Origin of the sequence: Salinivibrio sp. ES.052 (assembly GCF_900141775.1) — a bacterium.
In the GTDB taxonomy this organism is placed as follows: Bacteria; Pseudomonadota; Gammaproteobacteria; order Enterobacterales; family Vibrionaceae; genus Salinivibrio.
Window position 1 is genome coordinate 109,557 of the sequence record NZ_FSRI01000003.1, and the last position, 21,153, is coordinate 130,709.

At 48.6% G+C, this 21,153-nt stretch carries 28 protein-coding genes; 16 read left to right on the forward strand and 12 right to left on the reverse strand.

Annotation, left to right across the window (positions count from 1 at the left end; all coding sequences use genetic code 11):
- Positions 1-60: 60 nt before the first annotated feature.
- The 5 genes from BUQ98_RS13390 to BUQ98_RS13410 all read left to right on the forward strand — a co-directional run bounded on the left by BUQ98_RS13390 (position 61) and on the right by BUQ98_RS13410 (position 2,957).
- Positions 61-990 (forward strand): polyprenyl-phosphate transporter, encoded by a 930-nt coding sequence (locus BUQ98_RS13390; protein WP_074214308.1) that lies wholly within the window; start codon positions 61-63, stop codon positions 988-990.
- Positions 991-1,473, forward strand: coding sequence for a hypothetical protein (locus tag BUQ98_RS13395; protein WP_139294758.1), 483 nt, complete (start codon positions 991-993; stop codon positions 1,471-1,473).
- A complete protein-coding gene (locus BUQ98_RS13400; RefSeq protein ID WP_074214309.1) occupies positions 1,470-2,057 on the forward strand; it encodes an SCO family protein in 588 nt (195 codons plus the stop codon). The genes BUQ98_RS13395 and BUQ98_RS13400 overlap by 4 nt, the downstream gene beginning before the upstream one ends.
- Before the next feature lie 2 nt (positions 2,058-2,059).
- Positions 2,060-2,536 carry a copper chaperone PCu(A)C gene (locus tag BUQ98_RS13405; protein ID WP_074214310.1) on the forward strand — a complete coding sequence of 159 codons (477 nt, stop codon included), beginning with the start codon at positions 2,060-2,062 and terminating at the stop codon, positions 2,534-2,536.
- Positions 2,537-2,711: 175 nt separating this feature from the next.
- Positions 2,712-2,957: an Lpp/OprI family alanine-zipper lipoprotein gene (locus BUQ98_RS13410; protein ID WP_074214311.1), complete on the forward strand. Its 246-nt coding sequence runs from the start codon at positions 2,712-2,714 to the stop codon at positions 2,955-2,957.
- A gap of 92 nt (positions 2,958-3,049) precedes the next feature.
- Here the strand turns inward: BUQ98_RS13410 and BUQ98_RS13415 are convergent, their stop codons facing one another.
- Both BUQ98_RS13415 and BUQ98_RS13420 read right to left on the reverse strand, forming a co-directional pair.
- Entirely contained in the window at positions 3,050-4,069 is a 1,020-nt protein-coding gene (locus BUQ98_RS13415; RefSeq protein WP_074214312.1) for a L,D-transpeptidase family protein, read from the reverse strand.
- 16 nt (positions 4,070-4,085) lie between these two features.
- Positions 4,086-4,514: a hypothetical protein gene (locus tag BUQ98_RS13420; RefSeq protein WP_083605298.1), complete on the reverse strand. Its 429-nt coding sequence runs from the start codon at positions 4,512-4,514 to the stop codon at positions 4,086-4,088.
- A 392-nt stretch (positions 4,515-4,906) separates the two neighbouring features.
- On the opposite strand from BUQ98_RS13420, the gene BUQ98_RS13425 reads away from it, so the two are divergent.
- Positions 4,907-5,560 (forward strand): hypothetical protein, encoded by a 654-nt coding sequence (locus BUQ98_RS13425; protein WP_074214313.1) that lies wholly within the window; start codon positions 4,907-4,909, stop codon positions 5,558-5,560.
- Here the strand turns inward: BUQ98_RS13425 and BUQ98_RS13430 are convergent.
- Positions 5,557-7,254, reverse strand: coding sequence for an SgrR family transcriptional regulator (locus tag BUQ98_RS13430; RefSeq protein ID WP_074214314.1), 1,698 nt, complete (start codon positions 7,252-7,254; stop codon positions 5,557-5,559). The genes BUQ98_RS13425 and BUQ98_RS13430 overlap by 4 nt on opposite strands.
- Positions 7,255-7,457: 203 nt before the next feature.
- Here BUQ98_RS13430 and BUQ98_RS13435 point away from each other — a divergent pair, with 203 nt between their 5' ends.
- A complete protein-coding gene (locus BUQ98_RS13435) occupies positions 7,458-7,979 on the forward strand; it encodes a hypothetical protein (RefSeq protein WP_139294760.1) in 522 nt (173 codons plus the stop codon).
- Positions 7,980-8,273: 294 nt separating this feature from the next.
- Here BUQ98_RS13435 and BUQ98_RS13440 read toward each other — a convergent pair whose 3' ends face one another.
- The 4 genes from BUQ98_RS13440 to BUQ98_RS13455 all read right to left on the reverse strand — a co-directional run bounded on the left by BUQ98_RS13440 (position 8,274) and on the right by BUQ98_RS13455 (position 10,673).
- Positions 8,274-8,903, reverse strand: coding sequence for a LysE family translocator (locus BUQ98_RS13440; protein WP_074214316.1), 630 nt, complete (start codon positions 8,901-8,903; stop codon positions 8,274-8,276).
- A gap of 453 nt (positions 8,904-9,356) precedes the next feature.
- Positions 9,357-9,875 carry a cytochrome b gene (locus BUQ98_RS13445; protein ID WP_074214317.1) on the reverse strand — a complete coding sequence of 173 codons (519 nt, stop codon included), beginning with the start codon at positions 9,873-9,875 and terminating at the stop codon, positions 9,357-9,359.
- A gap of 169 nt (positions 9,876-10,044) precedes the next feature.
- A complete protein-coding gene (locus tag BUQ98_RS13450) occupies positions 10,045-10,230 on the reverse strand; it encodes a hypothetical protein (protein ID WP_074214318.1) in 186 nt (61 codons plus the stop codon).
- Between the two features lie 11 nt (positions 10,231-10,241).
- On the reverse strand, positions 10,242-10,673 hold the full coding sequence (locus tag BUQ98_RS13455; RefSeq protein ID WP_074214319.1) for a hypothetical protein: 432 nt from the start codon (positions 10,671-10,673) through the stop codon (positions 10,242-10,244).
- Between the two features lie 89 nt (positions 10,674-10,762).
- Between BUQ98_RS13455 and BUQ98_RS13460 the strand changes: the two genes are divergently transcribed.
- Positions 10,763-11,200 carry a MarR family winged helix-turn-helix transcriptional regulator gene (locus tag BUQ98_RS13460; protein ID WP_074214320.1) on the forward strand — a complete coding sequence of 146 codons (438 nt, stop codon included), beginning with the start codon at positions 10,763-10,765 and terminating at the stop codon, positions 11,198-11,200.
- A gap of 238 nt (positions 11,201-11,438) precedes the next feature.
- On the opposite strand, the gene BUQ98_RS13465 is transcribed toward BUQ98_RS13460, so the two are convergent.
- Together BUQ98_RS13465 and BUQ98_RS13470 are read right to left on the reverse strand one after the other, a co-directional pair.
- Positions 11,439-11,654, reverse strand: a complete 216-nt coding sequence (locus BUQ98_RS13465) for a DUF3820 family protein (RefSeq protein WP_074214321.1) — start codon at positions 11,652-11,654, stop codon at positions 11,439-11,441.
- A gap of 17 nt (positions 11,655-11,671) precedes the next feature.
- On the reverse strand, positions 11,672-12,211 hold the full coding sequence (locus BUQ98_RS13470) for an NUDIX hydrolase (protein ID WP_074214322.1): 540 nt from the start codon (positions 12,209-12,211) through the stop codon (positions 11,672-11,674).
- A gap of 269 nt (positions 12,212-12,480) precedes the next feature.
- On the opposite strand from BUQ98_RS13470, the gene BUQ98_RS13475 reads away from it, so the two are divergent.
- The 3 genes from BUQ98_RS13475 (at position 12,481) to BUQ98_RS13485 (ending at position 14,712) form a co-directional block, all read left to right on the forward strand.
- On the forward strand, positions 12,481-13,629 hold the full coding sequence (locus BUQ98_RS13475) for an HD-GYP domain-containing protein (RefSeq protein WP_254813935.1): 1,149 nt from the start codon (positions 12,481-12,483) through the stop codon (positions 13,627-13,629).
- 100 nt (positions 13,630-13,729) lie between these two features.
- Positions 13,730-14,161, forward strand: a complete 432-nt coding sequence (locus BUQ98_RS13480) for a DUF3010 family protein (RefSeq protein WP_074214324.1) — start codon at positions 13,730-13,732, stop codon at positions 14,159-14,161.
- A gap of 26 nt (positions 14,162-14,187) precedes the next feature.
- On the forward strand, positions 14,188-14,712 hold the full coding sequence (locus BUQ98_RS13485) for a methylated-DNA--[protein]-cysteine S-methyltransferase (protein WP_074214325.1): 525 nt from the start codon (positions 14,188-14,190) through the stop codon (positions 14,710-14,712).
- Here the strand turns inward: BUQ98_RS13485 and BUQ98_RS13490 are convergent, their stop codons facing one another.
- Both BUQ98_RS13490 and pdsO read right to left on the reverse strand, forming a co-directional pair.
- Positions 14,713-15,141 carry a GNAT family N-acetyltransferase gene (locus tag BUQ98_RS13490; RefSeq protein WP_074214326.1) on the reverse strand — a complete coding sequence of 143 codons (429 nt, stop codon included), beginning with the start codon at positions 15,139-15,141 and terminating at the stop codon, positions 14,713-14,715.
- Between the two features lie 110 nt (positions 15,142-15,251).
- Positions 15,252-15,971 carry a sortase-associated OmpA-like protein PdsO gene (gene pdsO / locus BUQ98_RS13495; RefSeq protein ID WP_074214327.1) on the reverse strand — a complete coding sequence of 240 codons (720 nt, stop codon included), beginning with the start codon at positions 15,969-15,971 and terminating at the stop codon, positions 15,252-15,254.
- A 205-nt stretch (positions 15,972-16,176) separates the two neighbouring features.
- Between pdsO and pdsR the strand changes: the two genes are divergently transcribed.
- The 4 genes from pdsR (at position 16,177) to BUQ98_RS13515 (ending at position 20,209) form a co-directional block, all read left to right on the forward strand.
- The gene (gene pdsR, locus BUQ98_RS13500) at positions 16,177-16,875 is read left to right on the forward strand and encodes a proteobacterial dedicated sortase system response regulator (RefSeq protein WP_074214755.1); all 699 of its coding nucleotides are present in this window, start codon (positions 16,177-16,179) and stop codon (positions 16,873-16,875) included.
- A complete protein-coding gene (gene pdsS / locus BUQ98_RS13505) occupies positions 16,872-19,124 on the forward strand; it encodes a proteobacterial dedicated sortase system histidine kinase (protein WP_083605300.1) in 2,253 nt (750 codons plus the stop codon). The genes pdsR and pdsS overlap by 4 nt, the downstream gene beginning before the upstream one ends.
- Positions 19,125-19,237: 113 nt before the next feature.
- The gene (locus BUQ98_RS13510; RefSeq protein ID WP_074214328.1) at positions 19,238-19,906 is read left to right on the forward strand and encodes a glutathione S-transferase family protein; all 669 of its coding nucleotides are present in this window, start codon (positions 19,238-19,240) and stop codon (positions 19,904-19,906) included.
- A 96-nt stretch (positions 19,907-20,002) separates the two neighbouring features.
- A complete protein-coding gene (locus BUQ98_RS13515) occupies positions 20,003-20,209 on the forward strand; it encodes a DUF1289 domain-containing protein (protein WP_074214329.1) in 207 nt (68 codons plus the stop codon).
- Here BUQ98_RS13515 and BUQ98_RS13520 read toward each other — a convergent pair.
- Entirely contained in the window at positions 20,177-20,557 is a 381-nt protein-coding gene (locus tag BUQ98_RS13520; RefSeq protein WP_254813936.1) for an XRE family transcriptional regulator, read from the reverse strand. The genes BUQ98_RS13515 and BUQ98_RS13520 overlap by 33 nt on opposite strands.
- Positions 20,558-20,706: 149 nt before the next feature.
- Between BUQ98_RS13520 and BUQ98_RS13525 the strand changes: the two genes are divergently transcribed.
- Positions 20,707-20,949: a DUF3283 family protein gene (locus tag BUQ98_RS13525; protein WP_074214331.1), complete on the forward strand. Its 243-nt coding sequence runs from the start codon at positions 20,707-20,709 to the stop codon at positions 20,947-20,949.
- The last annotated feature ends 204 nt before the right edge of the window (positions 20,950-21,153 follow it).

Sequence of the window (21,153 nt, forward strand, 5' to 3'; positions counted from 1 at the left end):
TAGCCCACAGGATGAATGTCGGTATAATGCGCGTCTCAGCTTTTATCGATGAATAGCATTATGATCAAGAACCTGATCTCAACTTACCTCAAAGGCATGGCGATGGGCGCTGCGGATGTGGTTCCTGGTGTCTCTGGCGGCACGATCGCATTTATTACTGGCATTTACACGCAGCTATTGGAGAGTATTCGGCGTATCACGCCGCGCCTTTTTGCACTGTGGCGCAAGGAAGGCTTCAAGGCGGTCTGGCAACATGTCAACGGCACCTTTCTTTGTGTACTCTTAGCTGGCATTCTGACCAGCATTGCCAGTTTGGCAAAAGGGATCAGTTGGACCCTCACCCATCATCCGATCCCGCTCTGGTCGTTTTTCTTTGGCTTGATCATCGCTTCAGCGTTGCATATTGCCAAACAGTTGCCCGCCCCCAAGGTTCGGCCTAAAACGGTTCTCGCCGTACTGTTAGGGATCGGGTTTGCCTACTGGATTACCATTGCTAACCCGTTGCAGCTCACCGCGGGCCCGCTCACCGTCTTTCTCGCTGGCGCCATAGCGATTTGCGCCATGATTTTACCGGGGATCTCTGGCAGTTTTATTCTGCTGTTGCTGGGGATGTACAGTCCGATCCTTGATGCGGTTCATCAAACACAGTTTGGCTTATTGGGATTGTTCGCTGTCGGCGCAGTAACCGGCTTACTGACGTTTTCGCACCTATTGTCCTGGCTGCTGCGCCGCTATTATGCACTGACGCTCGCGTTTCTCACCGGTCTGATGTTGGGCACATTGGGCAAAATTTGGCCTTGGAAACACACACTCACATGGCGTACAAATTCATCCGGTGAACAAGTCCCCCTCGTGCAAGATAACCTTTTACCCGGCGCCTACGAGGCAATCGTGGGACACTCGGCACAAGTTGGCTTGGCCATCGTTGCCATGATAGGCGGCTTTGTGCTGGTATTATTGCTGGAGCGTTTCTCGCCTGAGCAGGAATAGATGATGAATGAACCCTCCTCACGGCTCGCCGTGAGTCACCCCTTAATAATCACCGCCAGTATTGCGATGCTGGCAGTGATGGCTTTTTTTCTCCCCTCGTGGCTGTCTGGCTTTTTCTCGACCGCCTCGAGTACAACTATCGCACCAGCCGCCTACTGTTCGCTCAATCAGCGAACGTGCCAATACCAAGGTTATCAAGCGACCTTAGCTGACCCGCTTGTGCATCCATTACATGCTAATACACTGACAGTGATCGCTCCCCAAGCGCTGAACACGGAGACCTTGTTGGTAAAACTGAAAGGCGTCGAAATGAACATGGGTGAATATCGGCTGGCGCTCACACAAACCGGCAAGCTGACTTACCAAGGAGAGTTGATGCTGCCTGTTTGCACCGAAGATAGCATGACATGGGCAGGTTCGATTACGCTTGATCATGAAGCAAAGAAACATTTCCCTATCAAAGTACGCATGGAGCGACTATGAGTAAGAAAGCTTGGCTTGTCGCCATTATTGCCGTTTGTTTTGGCTTAGGTGGTCGCGCGCTATTTGATAACTATCAAACGTCACAAAAGCAGGCTCAGGCAGGGGCATTACAATCACAAGGGCAACCGTTTAATCTTTACAATACCGATGACCCACGTCCGCGCATTGTTTATTTCGGCTATACCCATTGTCCTGATGTTTGTCCCACTTCGCTCGCCGTGTTATCTGCCGCGTTAAAATCGCTCCCTGAATCGACACGAAACGCGGTGGCGCCAGTCTTTATCACCCTCGACCCAAAGCGTGACACCAGCGAAAAAGCAGCCGAGTACGCGCATTTTTTCCACCCCAGCATCACTGGCGTCAGTGGTTCAGAAACACAAATCGCACAGCTGGCAAAGCGCTACGGTGTTTTATATCGCATCACCGAGCTAGAAGACTCTGCGATGGACTATGCCGTTGACCATAGCTCCTTTTTTTATTTTCTCTCGCCTAACGGTGAGCTTTTAGAGAAAGTGCCTCACACCTTAAACCCTGAGATTCTGGTCGCAGCGATTGAACGGGTGACTGATCAAAATAAGGAATAACAATGACATCATTCAAATCTTTTGTTGCCGCTATCGCCTTTATGGTTGCACCATTCGTGCATGCCCATGGTGAGTTTTTTATTCATGATGCCTATGCGCGTGCCACTGCACCTGGCGCACCAAACAGCGCCGCTTTCATGGTAATCGATAATCAAAGTAAGGTGCTAAAACGGGTGGTAAGTGCCAGCACACCTGCGGCAAAACGGGTAGAGTTGCATGAGCATGCCATGGTAGATGGCATGATGGAAATGCGACAGATTGCGCAAATCCTGGTGCCTAAAGGCGAGCAAGTCACACTTAAGCCAGGTGGCCTACATGTGATGCTGTTTGATCTTACCCAGCCACTCAAAGTAGGCGAGCACATTTCATTGACATTAAACACCGCGGACGGTCATTCACTCACCAAGAAGATCCCGGTGAAGTCAGTCATGGCGGGTATGAAACATCACGGCAAAGAGATGCATGCTAACCACGAATAACCGCGATACCGGGTTGCTCTCACCTCGCTAAATGTTAACTGGGTCAAGCTCTGCTATTTAAGTAAAGGATTATCCAGCAAAAATGCGTTTAAGCGTCTAAGGTTGACAATAGTCGCGTGTGTGCGTGACCCTAATGACGCGATTGCTATGACAAACAACAATAGCGAGGTTATTTATGAAAATCCGTCCAATGGCGCTAGCCGCTGTCGCATCGAGCATGTTGCTCGTTGGCTGTACCAGCAACACAGCGTTACAGCAAAGCGTTGATGATTTATCAGCGAAAGTCGATGCATTATCGAACGATGTATCCATGATGAAAAACGACGTGAGTGATACCAAAGATACCTCTCAAATGGCATATGACGAAGCAAAACGTGCCAATAAGCGCATTGATAACATGGCGCAGTCGTACACGAAGTAAAAACAGCGCCGATACGGTCAATCGGTCGCTCACGGAATAAACGATGAAAAACGGCGTATTATGCGCCGTTTTTTTATATTGCTTAGCATGCTTTACTCCTTTTTTTCTAACGCCGCTTGCGCTAAACGCTGCCACGCTTTTCGCTGCGCTGGTGTCAGTGCTACGACCTCAATCGGTGTTCCTTCCTGCACAGATAACGCGGCTCGATAGCGCCGTGGCGACAATTCCAACCGTTCGAAAATAGCCAAGATCTGAGGATCGGGATCAATAGACAGACGCGCTTTGGTCTCTCTCTCGTTTTTTGACAAAGGGCGGTGCGCTTCGACCATCACGCGCCCATCAGGCTCAACGCTTAGCTTCGCGGGTTGATTGATAATTCTAACCGGGGTGTGAACGTCCACTTGCTCAAACAGCCATCCCACATCATCAGGACGGAGACGAATGCAGCCCGCGCTGACTCGCAGCCCAATACCAAACGACTTGTTGGTACCATGAATCAAATACTCACCGTTGCCATAGCCCAGCCGTAACGCATGATCGCCTAACGGATTGTTCGGCCCCGCCGGCACCACATCAGGTAAAGAGATGCCGCGCTGTTTTTTGTACTCATCACGAATACTCTGTGGTGGTGTCCAAGTGGGATGTTCGCGCTTTTGACTAATATAAGTATTCATAGTCGGGGTTTCGCGACCCACTCTACCGATCCCGATGGGAAATACATGAACATCACGTTGAGCGTCCGCCTTTTCTCCCGTTACCTTAGCGTCTGGTTCAGGAAAATAATACAGGCGTAATTCAGCAAGGTTGATCACTATCCCTGAGTGAGGTGGTGAGGGCAACAAGAGCTGGTTGGGTAAGCGCACCAGAGAGCCAGGCTCAGGCAAGTAAGGATCAATCCCTGGATTGAGCGCTAAAAGCGCTAGAAACCCCATATCATAGTGTTTGGCTATAGCTTCTAAGTGCTCGCCCTTTTTGACGATGTGCGCCTCTGGATAGCCAACAAGTCGACTGCCGTCGGTGGGTAACGGATACGGGGTGGCAAACGCTGTCGGCACAGCTAACGCCCAAAGTACCACACAGGCTAAGAATCTCTGGATAGCGGCTTTGCACATCACCGACCAAAAGAAGTTAGAAATAAACGCGCGCCCCAGCGGCTCCCTCAAATTCAATATCGCCTTTCTCCTCCCAGTACCAAGTCGTGCCCGCTTCGGCGAATAGTTCCACATCTCCAGTACCAACGGGCAATGTCACGCCTAAGCCTGCTCGGGGTCCCCATTGGTGCGTGGAGTCATCGACCCACTGGCCGCCTGCGTAAACGTACATGGGCGCATATTCCATCCTGCCTAACCATTCGCCCAAGTTCCAGGTACCATCAACAGCAACGCCAAACTTATCGATTCCTGCCTGAATCTTAAATTGGTTTTGTTTTAGCGTCACCCCTGACATGGGTGATCCCAGAAAAACACCTGCTGCAAAACCATCTGCCGCACGAGCAGAAACAGGAACAGAAAAGGAAATAACCCATGCTAGGGTCCAAAGCCAAGTGCTTATCTTCATTGTCTTCCGTTGTATCATAGTCACAAAAAACAACTTAAAAGCAAATTTAGTGCCAAGTCTCTTTTAGAATAAACATCCATCACATTGAGCAATCGGCGTACAAGCACAATGTCATCAACGGCAAAGTGATGTCATGTCACCCTGACTGGACCGGGTTAAGAGGCAATATTATGCCTTTATTGGGGTTCAGTCATAAGCAAGTTGACCGATAACATCACGACGCAAGAGAGATAAAATTGCCCCCGCCCCGACCGAATGCGATGAGAAAGTGCGCACAAAGTAGCGTTTCTCTCTGATTTATTGGGCGATTTAAGTGATATACTGCATACTTTGATCGGGTGCCGCTTGGTCACGTTCGTTTTCTAGATGTTTTTGGTAGGAGTAACGCGTTTTTGTTAGATGATCTGGTCTCGCTGGCACTGCGCCAGTTTCAGCAAGATTGTGTCAAACTGTGCGAGCATCACTACCCCACGGTTCACAACCGGGGAATGCGTGATCCCCACATGGGCAAAGCACTCGCACGTCGACTCATGCGGGTTCTCGAGGCACATGACAAACCCGCAACGTTTAATTTGCTCGACGATACCCGACCACATAGCCAAACCGTTTATCAGCTACAACTCGACGGCAGCGCCATATACATACTCGCTCATCGCCTACTCAGCGGCAATAACGCCTGTCGTGATTCACTGGTGCGTGATGTTGCCTGGCTACTTAATCATGGAATAACGAACCCTGCCGAACCTGGGCGCGTGATTGTGGTCAGTGATCACTGGATTGATCGTACCAACGCCAGTAAGAGCGTTCCTTCGTGGTGGTTGGGCCACCAGCCTATTCACGCAGACGCCTATCGCGCGCAAGGAATACGCCTGACCAGCGCGACGTCGAGCCTGGCTGAATCCATCGCGCCTCTCGGCTTAACTGAGGGACGATATCGTATCTTTCATCCATTGTTCCGCAAAAAAGATGGCTTGCCTTTGCACAAATACCTTTTGCTTACCGCTACGTTTCCGTTCGGCGTTGAAGAAGATAATAACACCCTTTAATGTGGCTTATGCCACACAGACTTAAAATCAAACCAGCCCACGGCATTCGATGCCACATCTTGGAGATCTGGCGTCGCCATGACCCCCATCCAAATATGAAATAAAGGGATCACCTGGTGCTCGACAAGACCACGAGCCAACATCTCTGCACAATGATCATCTTGCGTTTCACGCCAGCGCTGAGTTTCCACCTCAATCGTCGTCAACAAGCGATCCGTGCAGGCATTCAACACCAGATCATGAGTGCCAAGCCAGTTGAATAACCCCGCCTGTCCTCGCTCACCAAAGCTCATCGCTCCCAGCCATATATCAATTTTTTGACTATAACCACCACGGAAGTAATCGGTTGGAGATAAAGCTAAAGTCTTAACTTTAATCCCCTCTTCACCCAAATGTGTGGCCATTGCCTGAGCGATCAGCGGGTATAAAGGGTGATCGGATAAATACGCGACGGTTAATGATGTGGGACCCGGTGCTTCGGGTCGTTTATACGGCTCAACGTGATGCATCCATCCTGGCATCAATCCATAGGCATTGAACAGTCTATACTCCCCCATGCCATTGGCAGCCAAACGGGGCAGGAGTTGCAGTGAAGATAACTTCGCGTGTAAGTACGCTCGCCAAGCAGGCTGGTTAGCCAGCCCGTCACGGCAATTCAACCACAGATAGCCGGCGCCCTGATCCATTTCGAGCTTTTGACTCAACGATGTTTGATGACTTGCCAGTCTTTCAGGAGTAAGCGAGGTACTCGGAGTGAGGTAACACATCGCCGCCTCGTCAAAGACCATAATGTGGATCTCATCCGTTAAAGCGCGATAGCCAAAATAATCATCAAAGGCTTCAAGCACCAACCGATGCGCTTGTCGCTCGATAACCCGGTAGGGGCCGGTTCCTATCGGTTGATAAGCCGATAGCTTACGATGATCACACTCAGCAGGGCGAATAACGGCCTCAGGCAGGGTGAGTGCATGGTCGAAAAGCGCGTCCGGGGAGGATAGATGAACATCAATAATGCGTGGCCCTGGAGATTCCACCCGCAATACGTGTGCGAAAAAACGACGTGCCGCAAGCGGCGACAGGCTAGCGATGACATCCTGCTCGGTCATCAAACGCCCATCATGAAAGCGAACGCCTGGGCGTAAATAAAAACGCCACTGTGTGGTGGATACCGCCTCCCAGTGATGGGCTAAATCAGCAACCACAATGCGATCATTGCCGCGATAACGCACTAAGCCGTTAAAAAGTTGCCCCACCAGATGCTGCTCGGATCGGCGGAGTGGCTCACGCGGATCAAGGTTTTCTAATTGACGATAGTAAGGGAGGCGAACAATTTGGCGGCCATTTTGCGTGCTGGGCCCCATTTGCTTTTGGATCAGAGTCGCAAGTTTCGTGGAATCATTATCGAGGCAAGCCAAAGCTTGATCCATCTTACCTTGCGTGAGCCATTGCGCGGCTTGCTCTTCCCGGAGGGAAACCTCACTACGCAAGAACATTAACCGGGATAATTTTCCCCGCCCCACTGATGGTTGCCAAGTCAGCCAATGCTGCTCTTCTAATTTATTCAGCACCATACGCGCATTACGCCGCGTACACACTAAAATGTCGGCAATCGCCTGTAACGTGGTGTCGGAATCTTCGCCATTGAAGTGATGATAAAGGCGGGTGAATTGTGCGCGCAGTCGCTGACCTGACATAAAAGAGGAACCCAATAATCACGATAAGTGGTTTTTACACTTCCTATTTTACGCAACACAAAGCATGCCGTCTGCTCATATATGCGTCACTTACACTCAGGCTGTGATCTCTGACAGGCTATAATCGCGGGCATTAGTGAGGAGGCGTTTGTTCTCACGCCTGACTCAGTTATGATGCCTTTTCTTTGTCAATCATGAATAGGGTGTCTATGATCGCGCCGGCTGTTATTTCCCATTTTGATATCAAACAACGCTGGATGGCTTGCCACGTTAAAAAAGCACAGTTCCCCACTGAAGAAAGCCTGGCTGGATTTGATATCTATGATGCCGCTGCTTATCCCCCACAACCTTTTGACAAACCTGACGCACCGAATCATCAGCCACTCACACTGTATTGGGTCAACAACCACCCGCTCATGATTCAGTATGCCAAGCTCCAGGCTCAACAGTGGCCAGAATCAGATCGCGCCAATATGCTCGCCTACTTTGCCCAGCTTGCGCTTGAAGATGGCGTAGAAATTGCCGAAGCTACGGTCTCTTTGTGCATTGGCACCCAACACGGCGAAACCTGCGCTGCCGCCATGCGAGTCGACACCCAAGAAAACGGTCAGCCAATCAGCGGTATTTATGATCTGATTGCACCCAGTGACGACGCCCGCGCACAACTTCTGCGCGCAATGATGGAGGCGACTGACAACAACCGCCAATGGGTAATTGCCCGTTAATCCTGATACTTAAACGGTTTGATGCCGCTCTTCAACGTTTAGCACAATAACCGCCATTCAACGAGCGCTTTACGGGAAAGATTGTGTTGAGTTTGGGAGACGAAAGCGAGATTTTCTGTGGCTCGTAATTGGACAGTTTCGTGTTAGATCATTTGCTCCACTTTTTGCTTTTAGATCAGTTCTGGTAATGCAACTTACCAGAACTCGTTGCTGAGACTGAGAGCTTTTTTTGCTTGCTATCGGGAAGAAGCGAGCGTCACTAACCTAAGAACGTTAAGTATTCAAGAAAGGACGCTATCCATTTATCGCTAGATAAGAGCCTGCTGCTATCATAATCCCCCCCGCACTTTGATTTAATCTCTTATGTGCAAGTGGTGTCTTCAGCATATTTACCATTCGACTTGCCCCAAAAGAAATTAGCATTAGTCCAGTCATCAAAGCAACAAATGAAAGTATTGAAAAAATAACAATATCTTGAGCTTGCAAAACTGTCAGATCAATGAACGTCGGTAAAAACGAGATGTAAAAAAGGATTACTTTAGGGTTTGACGCTGAAATCAGAAAGCCTTGAGTAAAACTAGCCAATATCGCATTTTTTTTCTGCTCTTCTGATTCGGCCTGAATCGTGTCCTTAACACGAGGCAAAGCTTTAAACATTTTATAACCAAGATAAATCAAATATGCTGCGCCTAAATAACGAATAACAACAAATACTACCGACCAATTCTCAGCAATGGTAGCGAGACCAAAACATGCAAAAATCAGGTAAATAAGATCACTACTAACCATGCCCATTGCTAGCATGAAGCATTTCTGCGGTCCATACACCATGGCGCGAGCCAAAATGGCAAAAACGCCCGGTCCAGGAGTAATACCAAATATAAACATAGCTATAAAAAATGTAGCCGCCCCTTCTAGTGACATTTTATCTGTCCTTAAAAATCAATCAATGTGATGGCTATACCACAGAGCATCAGCATAGCTATAGATGGCTTAAACGATGTTTGTAGCCCAAAAAATGACATTCACAAGATTCATATTCAGCTACTAACTTAGCAGCTAATGGAGAACTTATAGTATTTCTAGGTAGCTTGGACTTATACCATTAATCGTAGTAAATAACTGCTCATTCTAGCTTTTTAAAATACTCGATAACTGCGTTAACTTTTCGTTTAAAAGTAAGTTGATTATAGAATAACCACTTATCGAAAATTTCGCCTTATTCTCAAGAATTTTTTCTACGCGATTTCTGACCATTTACTTTCTGATATTAATGGAACAATAGCAAAAGCAGGTTCTATTTAAAAACGAGCAATATCGCTACATTTTCAAATAGCCTGAGACGGTATCTATAGGGGTGCATGCCTGTCTACAAGATTATCGTTTCCCAAACCACATACGTGAGACTAGGCGATCTTTTAGTATTAGTTGGTTATATAGTGCCGCCAGGATATGAATGCTTATCGCTACCATCAGTAGTCTGGTTAATAACTCATGCAGTTGTCTCGACACAAAAAAGGTAAGCTCCTGTGGTATTGTGTCTCCTTGCGCTACAATACTTAGGAAGTCGACTTCAATCGACATTGCGATACCGCTAGTGACGACACTCAGTATTAGAACGTATAGCCCTGCATAATAGGCTTCGGCTAACCACCCTGCCAAAGAGTGGTTGGTTTGGCTCGGTGCGTTGCTTGGTTGTAGCGATTTGATGGCCAACCTGAGCAAAAACGCGAAGCCAATAAGAACTCCTGCAATGATATGGATGACCAAACGATCCACCTTGAGATCAAGTTCGTGGGAAAGTGACGCAATATCAAATCCCATAAACAGAGCAATCATAACAAATAGGACTAATACCCAATGCAGCACCACCAAAACTGTAGAATAGCATTTCATCCTAGATCCTTGTTATTATTCATTTAGTATTTGTAAATATAAAATCCAGAGCTACGTTGATCTCATCATTAGAACAGTTTTTGCAACCACCTTTTATCTTGTGATCATAAAATACATTCATTACGATGGCTCTCATCTCCTCTTCATTATGGCGCTGATGATACTCAGCCTACTCTTGCGCTTTATTCACATTCGGTGCGCCAGACATCGAACCTTTAACTCCTCCAGAGTGGCAGGAGCTGCATACTTTTTTAAATGCTGCTTCATCTGCAAATGCAGTAGCACTAGGAATGAGCAACAGTTTTAACAACGCTATAATTTGGGTTACTTGACCAAAATTAATCTCATATTTCATGAGCTTACCTCTTATGACGAATAAATTTTTTTACCGTCGATGATGTTCATTGTCATGAGTACCAGGTTAACTGCGCCAGCTATCAGTTCGGCTGCTTGAAGTAAGTAGAACTGAGTATCCAAATTTCCTTCAGTTGCCCATTGATTAAGGAAAATAGCGGCAGGGATTAGGATGAAAACGCCATTCATAGCAATGAAAGGCATGCGTTTTTTCTTTCTATTGATTATTCCCCCTGAGCGTTTTTTTGCCAAAGAGAACCCTGTAGCTCCCGTTAAGGCAATAGCAGGGGCCAAAATAAATAAACCTGGAAAAACGATAAGGGACTTAACTTGCCTGATCGCTTCAATCGAACCAAACAGTTCAGCCAACAAGGTGCTGCTAAAGAAAGTAGCGACGCATAAAGTTGCCGTTATTGCGGCGGCTCGGTGGATTATCTGTTTCATATTCTCGACCTACGGAGTATAATTGACAATATGTTGTCAACATAACTCAAATGACAACATGTTGTCAACTTTAAGTGGGAGATAGTTTTATGGATTCAGATGGCGAAGCCTTCACTAAGGTCGTTCTGGCGATATTTAAAGTAAGCGGCCTACTAAACACGGAAGGCGATCGAATTAGTGAAGAATTCGGTTTAAGCAGTGCTCGCTGGAAAATTATGGGCGCAATAGAAAAGTCAGATGTGCGGCTCACCGTGCCGGAAATAGGTAGAGCAATGGGGCAAAGCCGACAGGCTAGCCAAAGAATTGTCGATGTGATGGCAAAAGATGGTCTAATCGAGTTTGTTGATAACCCAAGCCACAAACGGGCGAAGCACGTCACTCTGACTGCTGAAGGTAAACGCATTTATGATTTTCTCGATAAAAAACAAGCATTATGGGCAGCGGAAGCGGCGATAGAACTCACTCGAGAAGAGTTGGATATTACGTTTAATACCATCCAGAAAATGGTCAAATATTTTGACAAGTAGCATCCCCGTGGAAAGCCATACACCTTAATTACAGCGTGGGAATATTTTTACTTATTATTTTAGGCATTCAGATATTTAATTTTTATAATATTATATTGCCTAATTTATTATTAGCTTGGTCAAACTCACTTTGGGGCAAAAACAATTTAAGTAACCGAGAGAGCTTCCTTCTCGTTACCAGCTTGAGATGAGGGAAAATCAGCCAGGCTGATGGCCTGACTGTTTTGGTCGGGACAGGTTACACCCGCTTCAAAGGCTTAACCACGCTTTCTAAGCCTTCAACTTTTAATGCCAAGCACAGTTGCATCAGATCACCGAGCTCGCCGTCGGGGAATTCCGCTTTGTTTTGAAACCATAGTAAGTATTCTTCAGGCAGATCAATCAATACACGGCCTGCGTACTTGCCAAATGGCATGCGCATGTTGGCCAATTTAATCAGTTGCGCTTTGTCCATGAAGCATTCCTTGTCGATTACGCCGTGGCTTGTTGGGTGTTCTCACGCTGCTGAGCAATCATTTCGAGCAACATGGTTTCACGTACCAGCGATTGTCCTGCTTTGTCACTGTTTGCCATCACCGCTTTGTTGTGCGCGATCGCGTGAGACAGATTCACCCATACAGGCCGCATGCCGTTATGGATCTCGTAGTGTTCGAACGTGGGGGTGCCGAGTTCTCGATCGACTTGGCAGTAGAAGCAGTAAGAAAACATGTGCATCACATCGGCGCCGTCACGATACCAAGGGCGGTATTCTTCAAAGCAGCCAAACGGGCGAATATCACGAATATGTTGTGCACCCGTTTCTTCTTGTAGCTCGCGGATCATCCCCTGCTCTGCGGTTTCACCCTCGTCAATACCGCCACCGGGTAACGAATAATCATCATAGCGTGCGGTGTACATCAAAAGGATCTCATCCCCTTGCAGCGCAATCGCGCGGGCCGCATGGCGTGTGATAATGGTTTTGTTGTCGAGCGGTAACACGCGCTCATCGGTATGTTTGGCAATGATTTGCATCGGTCGCTCAAGTAACAGAAAAACGAAGCGAGGAATCATAGCATACGAGTCTAGAAAATCTCAGATCTCCGCGAACGCCTAAACTACGACAAAAAGTCATTCTAGCGCTTATTACGGCTATTTACTTAAGCCCGAGAGAAGAGTCCACACCATGCACCACGGGAAAATAAAGGCTTAACGCTTCGAAATCAATGCAATTTATATTTACAGTTAAGTAAACTACGTGATATCAAATCAATCATTGGTCGTTGATGTAAAGGGCCGTAATTTTGCAAAGAATTAGTATCCAGCAACTGACGCTTGGAATGTACGTTGAGCAAATCGAAACAGAACACTCACGCACTCGGATGGCGAAACCTGGTTACGTCCGCCGACCCGAGACAATCCAGAAGCTTCGTCAAAACGGCATTAAATACGTATGGATAGATGCTGACCAACTTCTAAGCGCTGAGGAAATACACTATAAAGGCCCTTTAAATAAAGGGAAATATGCATCAACAGGCGCAGACATCGACCAGGCCCGCACACTGATTGACACCTCTAAGCAACAACTTAGCCGTCTGCTTAATGATATCTACGACAACAAGCCAATTGATGTTTCTCCCATCGAGGATCTGGCGGGTGGAATTGTAGATAACATATTTAAACGGCAACATGCCGTGGCTTGGATCAGTGGTATTCGCGACAAGAGTGCCTACCTGATGGAACACTCACTTAATGTCGCCTTTCTGCTCGTCAACTTTGGTCGATACCTCGGGTTTGACCATGCCACACTTCAGGAACTCGCGGTGGGTGGGCTTGTCCACGACATTGGCAAAGTATTAGTTGCTGATGAAATACTTAATAAACCAGGAAAACTGACAGCAGAAGAGTTTGATCACATGAAACTCCATCAAGTGTTCTCTCAGCCTGTGTTAGATAGCATTCCCGATTTGTCGCAAATCGCACGTGATGTCAGTTTGATGCATCATGAGAAGCTGGACGGCAACGGTTATCCTAACGGATTACAAGGCGAAGCATTGCACACTATTGGGAGAATGAGTGGGATTGTCGACATTTATGATGCGCTTACCGCCGATCGCTGCTATAAGCGCGCCATGTCACCCTCGGAGGCTTTTAAAATCATGATGGGCTTGACGCCGTTTCACCTAGATCCCACGTTATTGCGATCTTTTATTCAATGTATCGGCTTTTACCCTATTGGCTCACTGGTGGAACTTGAGGACGGGCGTGTTGGCTTAGTTTGGCAAGAAAATCTCGACGATATCACACGTCCCGTGGTGAAGATTTTCTATTCGGTACGCAGCAACCAATTCCGCGAAGTCGAGTATATCGATCTTAACAGACGTCATGATATTCGCATTGCTCGCGCCACCAGCGAAATGGCGCTCGATATCCATGTCGATGCATTTCGTTAATCCTGTGACGTCACGAGGGCTTTTGCGTATACTGCCCGCCCTCGGTAACCATGTTTTGCTAAACACTGTAGCCTTTGCCAAATAAGATAGAGAGAAAAAGATGAGAGTATGCGCGGTTGATTTAAAAGCCAACGAAGCCAACCTGGTACTGCTAGATAGTAATGACGGCCTATTTTCGGTGCCTGATTGTCGAGCGAAAAAAATCAGTGTGTCATCACCAGAATCGCAAGAGAGTATTCAACATTTCCACCGTACTATGAGCAAACTCATCGAAGATTATCAGGTGGAAAAAATTGTGATCCGCGAGCGCCCAACCAAAGGCAAATTTGCCGGTAGCAGTGCCGGGTTCAAGCTAGAAGCCGCGTTGCAACTGATTGAGGGCATTGACGCCGAAGTACTGCCAAGTAGCGTGATGAAGCAAACCCTAAAACGTCATCCGGTTGATGTGAACTTAAAAGAGCTCGGCCTCAAACAGTTCCAAGAACAAGCGTTTTTAACCGCTTGCGCCTATTGTAATCAACACACCAACTAGTGAAGTGACAGCCACAAGGATGTGTTATGACCCAAATCACTTATGCATCACCGCTCGGTGAGTTAACGTTAACCGCAAACAGCGACGGACTCACTGGGCTGTATTTACCCAAGCGCGCGCCACAGCCGGTCAATACATCATGCCACTCAGCCCAACGCATTCTGGATGATGCATGTCGCCAGCTGGATGGTTACTTCAATGGCTCGCGCCAGCAGTTCTCTTTGCCCCTCTCCCCGCAAGGCACGGCGTTTCAGCAACAGGTGTGGCAAGCGCTGCAAGACATTCCGTATGGGCAAACCGCCAGTTATCAAACCATCTCTAACACCATTGGTAACCCTAAAGCGAACCAAGCCGTTGGGGGCGCAAATGGTAAAAACCCCATTTCAATTATCATCCCCTGCCATCGTATTATCGGGCGCAATGGGCAATTGGTAGGCTACGGGGGCGGTCTTGCGGCCAAACAAGCCTTGTTGATGTGGGAAGCAACCGGCGAATGGCCAACCACGCTCCCCAGCCCGCAAAGTGGTAAAGAAAAAGCCTTTGTCGCTTAGCTACGCTGCTAACGCTTTTATCAGTCGCTCTGGGGTGAGTTTAAAACCGCAGTGCAGGTAAAAGCTTTGCGCATCGGCTTTGTGATAGCTCGGGACCACTTCAATATGATCACACCCTCTTGCCAATAAACAGGTCTCCGCAGCACTGAGCAACTGGCGGCCGAGGGTCATGTCCCGAAAGTGTTCATCCACCATAATGGTGCTGATGCGCCCGACATGGTTGGATTTATCCAGTTGTAAGATCACGTTGAATGCCACCACGCCTGCCACCAACCCACAAAGCTCGGCGACTAGCACGTTGGCATCCTCTGCATTAATCAAATCGGTGAGCGTTTTCTTCATTTGACGCCACGGAAGTGGGTCAGGCTGACAGCGCTCACACAAGGCGCAAATGGCATCGATATCGTGAAGGGTTGCCTGTCGAATCATGGTGTCTTCCTTGGTTGCCGAAGATAAGTCTCTAACATTTGCTATGGGCTAGGCCATTGTGTGGCAGCCCAGCCCCAAAGCGATAAAGCGATAAAGCGATAAAGCGACGACTACTGTGCCTGTGCCATTTGCCCGCCTTTGACGCGTGAAAGGGTAACGCGACGGTCAAAGAAAAAGCCTTCATTGTCGGCTTGGTCGGCCAATGGCTGGCTGTCTCCATACGCAACCGTATCTAGCTGCGCCGGATCGACCCCAACCGAGATCAAGTAGTCATAAACCGCTTGCACACGTTGCTCTGACAGCGCTTGGTTGTAGGCTTTGCGACCCCGTGGGTCGGCATACCCAGCCAATTGCCATTGCGCATCCGGCATTTGCTGAATAAAGCCTGCTAGCTCATCGAGCTGAATCATAAAGTGGGGTTCAATGTCGGCCGAGCTGGTTCGAAACTGAATATTCATCGCTAAGTCGATATCCTCGATAGAATGTTGCTCGGAGCGCAAGCGGGCAAGCTCTAATTGAGCTTCGTTATATTTTTGCGTAACAAGACTCAGCTGCTCATTTTTCGCATTCATGGTTTCAATCGTATCTTGCTGCTCCGTCGCAAGAGTTTCAAAACTCGCGTTCTGGCCCATCACGGTGCCGATAATCGCCCCCGCGACTGCGCCGACCGGTCCTGCCACTAACGCGCCGGCCACCGCGCCGCTGCCCATCCCGATCAGTTCTGGTTTTTTGTCTCGCTCAACATGTGTGGCGGCCATCCCTTGTGGGGTTGCCACGACAAACATAGAAACCGCGAATACAGAGTGTGTGAGTGCTTTTTTGATATCCATAATGTCCTCGAAAATATGCTTGTTGTGCCGTGCTGGCGATGAGGACATTAAAACAAGCCGATCAGGCATTTTGCGGGAGCAAAAATGGCAATGTGGCGATCAATTGTGGCAAAAAAATGGCAATTGCGCGGAATCCGGCAAAAGGGGTTTTCTATGCGCTGAGTTTGGGTATAGTCACTGCAACACTCGTTACCTATCCCGTACCATGAAGCAGATAGCAATTGTTGAAGATGAAGCCGCCATTCGCGATAACTATGCCGATGTGATTCGTCGCCAAGGCTATCAGGTCAATACCTACGCCGATCGTCCATCCGCCCAAACCGCTTTTGAGCAACGTCTACCCGATTTAGCCATTATCGACATTGGTCTGGGGAATGAAATTGACGGCGGCTTTGCGCTATGCCAAGCCCTGCGTGCGATGTCTGCAACAGTGCCGATTATCTTCTTAACCGCTCGGGATAGTGACATTGACACAGTGGTGGGGCTGCGAATGGGCGCCGATGATTACTTGACCAAAGACGTCTCACTGCCTCACCTGATGGCACGCATTGCCGCGTTGTTTCGCCGCAGTGATCTCTTGGCTCAAGCGCCGGCTAGCCAAGTAACGAGTCTGCATTGTGGCCCGCTGAATCTTGACTTGGATCGGATGCGAGTTTACTGGCATGACACCTTGATCGATCTCACTGTGACCGAGTTTTGGATGGTTCATGCCTTGGTTAAGCGTCCGGGCCATGTCAAAAGCCGTCAAGCGTTAATGGATGAAGCCCATGCGGTGGTGGACGACAGCACCATTACTTCGCACGTGAAACGGATCCGTAAAAAGTTTCTTGCCGTCGATAGCCAATTTAATTGCATTAGCACCGTCTATGGCATGGGATATCGCTGGGATGAGGAACACCCATGAGCCTGAGTCGACTGCGTCGTTATGGCTTAAAAGGACGTCGCTGGGTGCGAGAAGGGCTGGCCGGGATCCGCACCAAGATTGTAATTCTCTCGAGTTTTCTACTGCTGCTACCCTATTTGGGCTACCAGTACGTGTGGGAAATGGAAAGTGTTTTACGCCAAGGCCAAGAGCAGACCCTAATGGGCACCGCACGGGCCTTTGCGATGGGCATGAACGATAGACCCTCTTTGTTTACCTACCATGATGCGCCCTCTCAACTCGATCCAGGTAAAGATTTACACGCCTTTCGTCTGAATCATACCGTCACACTGGATGGAGATCTCAGTGATTGGCAACACGATCGCCATCATCAACGAGTGTACCAACGTGATGGGCTTATTTTTACTCAGCACCCTTATCACAGTGATCAATTGTCACTCTCTGTGCTCACCGGCAGTAACAAGCAGGCGGTCTATTTTGCTCTCAATGTCACCGATGCAACACCGACACCCTCACAAGATAGCGGGGATGTCGCCAGTCAAGATCATCTTATTATCGCTCTTACTTCACCACAGGGTGCCTTTTATCGCGTAGCACTCAGCCAGACGGCAGGCTCAGACAATGCCCACGTGATACATATGGAAAGTGGTCTACCTTCACGCTCAGATCACCGTACCCATCAAGATATAACCGAAGGGCCCCCGCAACCCTTACCGATTGCTGCAAAGTGGCGAGCAGTCGATAAAGGTTATCATATTGAAATCAAACTTCCCGCAAACTGGGTCGGCCAGCAATTGGGGCTGGCTTACTATGATCTCGACAATAACTTCGAGCGACCATTGCGCGCCATTATTGGTACGGCCTCCACCCGAACACCCACCACGCTTGGCAGCTTTATGATGCCTTCTGCCACGATTCAAACCTTAATTGAGCGGATGAATAACAACGCGTCACGTGTTTGGGTGGTGGATCAACACAGCCGCGTCCTCGCCAAAGATGGCGATATCCAAACATCCAATGGCGTATGGCAATCACAGGCTGAGCAAAAAGAACAGAGTGGGCTGATTGCCTGGCTAACCAACACCCTCCTCCGCCCTTGGTACGACCGTTTACTCGTTACCCCTCCCGATCACTTTATTGATGCCATGCAGCAGGCTTCGATTTACAAAGGCGTGCAGGCGCAACAAGCTTTACAAGGTCGCCCCTACGCAGGCTGGCGAAGTTCAGATGATAACCAAGCCATGATTCTTTCCGCTGCTTACCCTATTTGGCTAGATGATGAGGTAGCAGGTGCGGTGATCGTTGAAGAGACCACAAACGGCATTCGTAGCCTACGGAATGAAGCCTTAGAAACCCTTTTTTCTGTCATGCTCGCGGTGATCTGTACTGGGGTATTATTACTGCTTCTGTTTGGATCACACATTGCAAAACGTCTGCGTCGTCTGCAACACGAAGCTGACCACGCTATTGATAGTCAAGGACGCGTCATGGGCGTGATTACCACCACTCATAGCCACGACGAGATCGGACGGCTCTCACGGACCATTTCTGAGATGGTCGGGCGCATTGCCGGATACAATCACTATTTGGAGAAAATGACATCCCGTTTATCCCATGAACTGCGCACACCGATTGCGGTAGTACGCTCATCACTTGAAAACATGACCTACACCCAAACCGACCCGGGCCAACTCACTTACATTAACCGCGCCCAAGAGGGGGTCCATCGCCTTGCCGGTATTCTATCAACGCTTACCGAAGCAACACGCCTAGAACAGAGTTTTGATAATGCGGATAAAGAGTCAGTGAACCTCAATGCGCTGCTGGAAGGGTGCACACAAGGGTATCAGCTCGCTTATCCTGAGACACATTTCGCCCTGACATTGCCCGCGCAAACGATAGAAGTAGAGGGAGTGCCTGACTACTTGGCGCAATTACTGGACAAACTCATCTCCAACGCGGTGGAATTTGATGACGGTCGGGCGCCGATTACACTGGCTCTCACGTTAGAAGCGCACCAAGTGGCAGTGACAGTGAGTAATACCGGGCCACTTCTACCAGAGCCGATGCGGGATCAATTGTTTAACTCAATGATCAGTGTCCGTCCCGATAACCATGGCTCGGATAAGCCGCATCTCGGTTTGGGACTTTATATCGCCAGACTGATTGCAGACTTTCATCACGCTCACCTCGACGCGACGAACCGCCCGCAACAAGACGGCGTGACACTGTCACTTTCCTGGTCGACCACACAAATAACAAGTCGATGATTGATCTAAGCGACGCTGGCCTCAATACTGAAAACACCGCCTAACATAAGGGGACTTCGTCAGTTAACCCTGATGACAAGAGAGTCACCCACTTTATTAAGCAAGGAGCCATGATGATTGAGTTTTATTCTGCCGCGACGCCCAACGGTCAAAAGGTCGCGATTGCGCTAGAAGAAATGGGGTTAGCGTATAATCTCCACGCCATGGATCTCATGGCGAATGAACAAAAGCAGCCAGATTTTTTGGCGATCAATCCAAATGGGCGTATCCCGGCGATTGTCGATAAGGACAATGATGATTTTGCGGTTTTTGAATCCGGGGCTATTTTGCTATACCTCGCTGAAAAAACAGGCCAGTTTTTACCTCAAGATCCGAAGGCACGTTCGCAAGCTGTCCAGTGGTTAATGTTTCAGATGGGAGGCGTTGGCCCCATGATGGGACAAGCGAATGTGTTTTATCGTTATTTCCCTGAAAAAATCCCCGCCGCGATCGAACGCTATCAAAAAGAAAGTCGACGCCTGCTCGAGGTAGTTGACCATCAATTACAAAAGCACGCTTATCTTGCCGGTGACAGCTATACCGTCGCAGATATGGCTACCTGGCCTTGGGCCAGAATTCATGAATGGAGTGGTGTCGACGTAAGCGGGCTCGACGCATTGAAAGCTTGGTTAGAAAAACTGGCTGAGCGTCCGGCATGTCAAACCGCTTTAGTGACCCCAGCACCGGGTGAAGCCACCGACGAAGAACGCGCCAAGCAAGTACGAAGCATGGTGACCCGCTAGAAAAACCGATATACTTTTGCCCAGAGAAACATCTCTGAATAGAGAGGTAGCTGTTTGGGCTACCTCTCGTTGACTAACCATGTTTGAGGCACTTTTGTGTTAACTCCCTGTATCGGTCATTGTCGCCGCGAAGATGATGTATGTATCGGTTGCAAACGCACGCTCGACGAAATTATTCGCTGGGGCAATATGACCGACGATCAACGTGCCACGGTTATGGCTCAACTCTCGCAAAGGCCTGAGCCTCAATCGGCTGAGCCACCACGCCGCTCAAGAAACCCGTTCAAACGCCGTCTCGGCTGATGGTGCCAGTGGTTTGCGGTATTCGATAACGACGGTATGTCCCTCGTAGTAAACGGCTTCAATCTCACCATCGACAACCACCTTACTCGTCACCAATACGTCTTGGCTCACTTGCTCACGATCACGTAAGCTGGGCAGGATTTTGTTTGGCTCAACGCCCATGACTTGACAAAAAGCGAATACAAACCGGCTATCAAGTACGCCATCGCCATGAATGCAGCGAGAAAACGTGAGGTGGCTCGTTTCTAATTTCTTCGCCATTTCACTCTGTGTAATCCGTGCTTTGGCTTTGTAAGACATCCACGTTTCGTACAAAGCTTGCCTGTCTTGTTCGTCAAACGTCATCATGATTTCCAATGGGTATATAATGCATAAGCAGTCAGGGTAACAAGTCAACTCCACACAATGTCAGTCTTCCGTTAACCCCAGGTAAATCTTGCCGGATACCGCGCGCTCGGTTAGGATCCACTCATGAGTATTACCTTGAGAGTTACCCAATGGATGTCAATTTAGCCAACCTCCCTGCTGACCAGAAACAAAAAATAGAGCTGGATAAACAAGCCGCCTATGCCGTTTGGAAAGTGGTCAACAACCAAGCACCACAAAACCTTTTCGAGCAAGAAGCCAATGCACTGGTTGATTGGCAGCGTGACGTCTATTTGACGTCGGTTGAGAAATATCGCGCGCAACCTGAGGCCTTTATTATCCCAAATACTGAGCCTCACACTCACGAGCGCTAATGCCCTATCAGGACAGTGGACATCGAAACAGCCCATCCCAATTAACCGTGTCCACTTTTACATTGACCGTGTCCACTTTTACAACGAACTCACCATCGATCCGACCCGGCGCCAAACTGTGCTCACTCTGGTTTTGCTCATAGAAAGTATGGCTCAGCCGTCTATCTGATGTTGCCAATGATGACAAATTGACATGACCCACAC

What these genes read in the sequence shown, in the direction of transcription:
- BUQ98_RS13525 (WP_074214331.1), top strand. Translation starts at nt 20,707, where the DNA reads ATGGATGTCAATTTAGCCAACCTCCCTGCTGACCAGAAACAAAAAATA.
- BUQ98_RS13485 (WP_074214325.1), top strand. Translation starts at nt 14,188, where the DNA reads ATGACCCAAATCACTTATGCATCACCGCTCGGTGAGTTAACGTTAACC.
- BUQ98_RS13415 (WP_074214312.1), bottom strand. Translation starts at nt 4,069, where the DNA reads ATGTGCAAAGCCGCTATCCAGAGATTCTTAGCCTGTGTGGTACTTTGG.
- BUQ98_RS13480 (WP_074214324.1), top strand. Translation starts at nt 13,730, where the DNA reads ATGAGAGTATGCGCGGTTGATTTAAAAGCCAACGAAGCCAACCTGGTA.
- BUQ98_RS13390 (WP_074214308.1), top strand. Translation starts at nt 61, where the DNA reads ATGATCAAGAACCTGATCTCAACTTACCTCAAAGGCATGGCGATGGGC.
- BUQ98_RS13410 (WP_074214311.1), top strand. Translation starts at nt 2,712, where the DNA reads ATGAAAATCCGTCCAATGGCGCTAGCCGCTGTCGCATCGAGCATGTTG.
- pdsO (WP_074214327.1), bottom strand. Translation starts at nt 15,971, where the DNA reads ATGGATATCAAAAAAGCACTCACACACTCTGTATTCGCGGTTTCTATG.
- BUQ98_RS13395 (WP_139294758.1), top strand. Translation starts at nt 991, where the DNA reads ATGATGAATGAACCCTCCTCACGGCTCGCCGTGAGTCACCCCTTAATA.
- pdsS (WP_083605300.1), top strand. Translation starts at nt 16,872, where the DNA reads ATGAGCCTGAGTCGACTGCGTCGTTATGGCTTAAAAGGACGTCGCTGG.
- BUQ98_RS13470 (WP_074214322.1), bottom strand. Translation starts at nt 12,211, where the DNA reads ATGCAAATCATTGCCAAACATACCGATGAGCGCGTGTTACCGCTCGAC.
- BUQ98_RS13405 (WP_074214310.1), top strand. Translation starts at nt 2,060, where the DNA reads ATGACATCATTCAAATCTTTTGTTGCCGCTATCGCCTTTATGGTTGCA.
- BUQ98_RS13510 (WP_074214328.1), top strand. Translation starts at nt 19,238, where the DNA reads ATGATTGAGTTTTATTCTGCCGCGACGCCCAACGGTCAAAAGGTCGCG.
- BUQ98_RS13420 (WP_083605298.1), bottom strand. Translation starts at nt 4,514, where the DNA reads ATGAAGATAAGCACTTGGCTTTGGACCCTAGCATGGGTTATTTCCTTT.
- BUQ98_RS13430 (WP_074214314.1), bottom strand. Translation starts at nt 7,254, where the DNA reads ATGTCAGGTCAGCGACTGCGCGCACAATTCACCCGCCTTTATCATCAC.
- BUQ98_RS13450 (WP_074214318.1), bottom strand. Translation starts at nt 10,230, where the DNA reads ATGAAATATGAGATTAATTTTGGTCAAGTAACCCAAATTATAGCGTTG.
- BUQ98_RS13465 (WP_074214321.1), bottom strand. Translation starts at nt 11,654, where the DNA reads ATGGACAAAGCGCAACTGATTAAATTGGCCAACATGCGCATGCCATTT.
- BUQ98_RS13490 (WP_074214326.1), bottom strand. Translation starts at nt 15,141, where the DNA reads ATGATTCGACAGGCAACCCTTCACGATATCGATGCCATTTGCGCCTTG.
- BUQ98_RS13400 (WP_074214309.1), top strand. Translation starts at nt 1,470, where the DNA reads ATGAGTAAGAAAGCTTGGCTTGTCGCCATTATTGCCGTTTGTTTTGGC.
- pdsR (WP_074214755.1), top strand. Translation starts at nt 16,177, where the DNA reads ATGAAGCAGATAGCAATTGTTGAAGATGAAGCCGCCATTCGCGATAAC.
- BUQ98_RS13455 (WP_074214319.1), bottom strand. Translation starts at nt 10,673, where the DNA reads ATGAAACAGATAATCCACCGAGCCGCCGCAATAACGGCAACTTTATGC.
- BUQ98_RS13445 (WP_074214317.1), bottom strand. Translation starts at nt 9,875, where the DNA reads ATGAAATGCTATTCTACAGTTTTGGTGGTGCTGCATTGGGTATTAGTC.
- BUQ98_RS13440 (WP_074214316.1), bottom strand. Translation starts at nt 8,903, where the DNA reads ATGTCACTAGAAGGGGCGGCTACATTTTTTATAGCTATGTTTATATTT.
- BUQ98_RS13520 (WP_254813936.1), bottom strand. Translation starts at nt 20,557, where the DNA reads ATGATGACGTTTGACGAACAAGACAGGCAAGCTTTGTACGAAACGTGG.
- BUQ98_RS13460 (WP_074214320.1), top strand. Translation starts at nt 10,763, where the DNA reads ATGGATTCAGATGGCGAAGCCTTCACTAAGGTCGTTCTGGCGATATTT.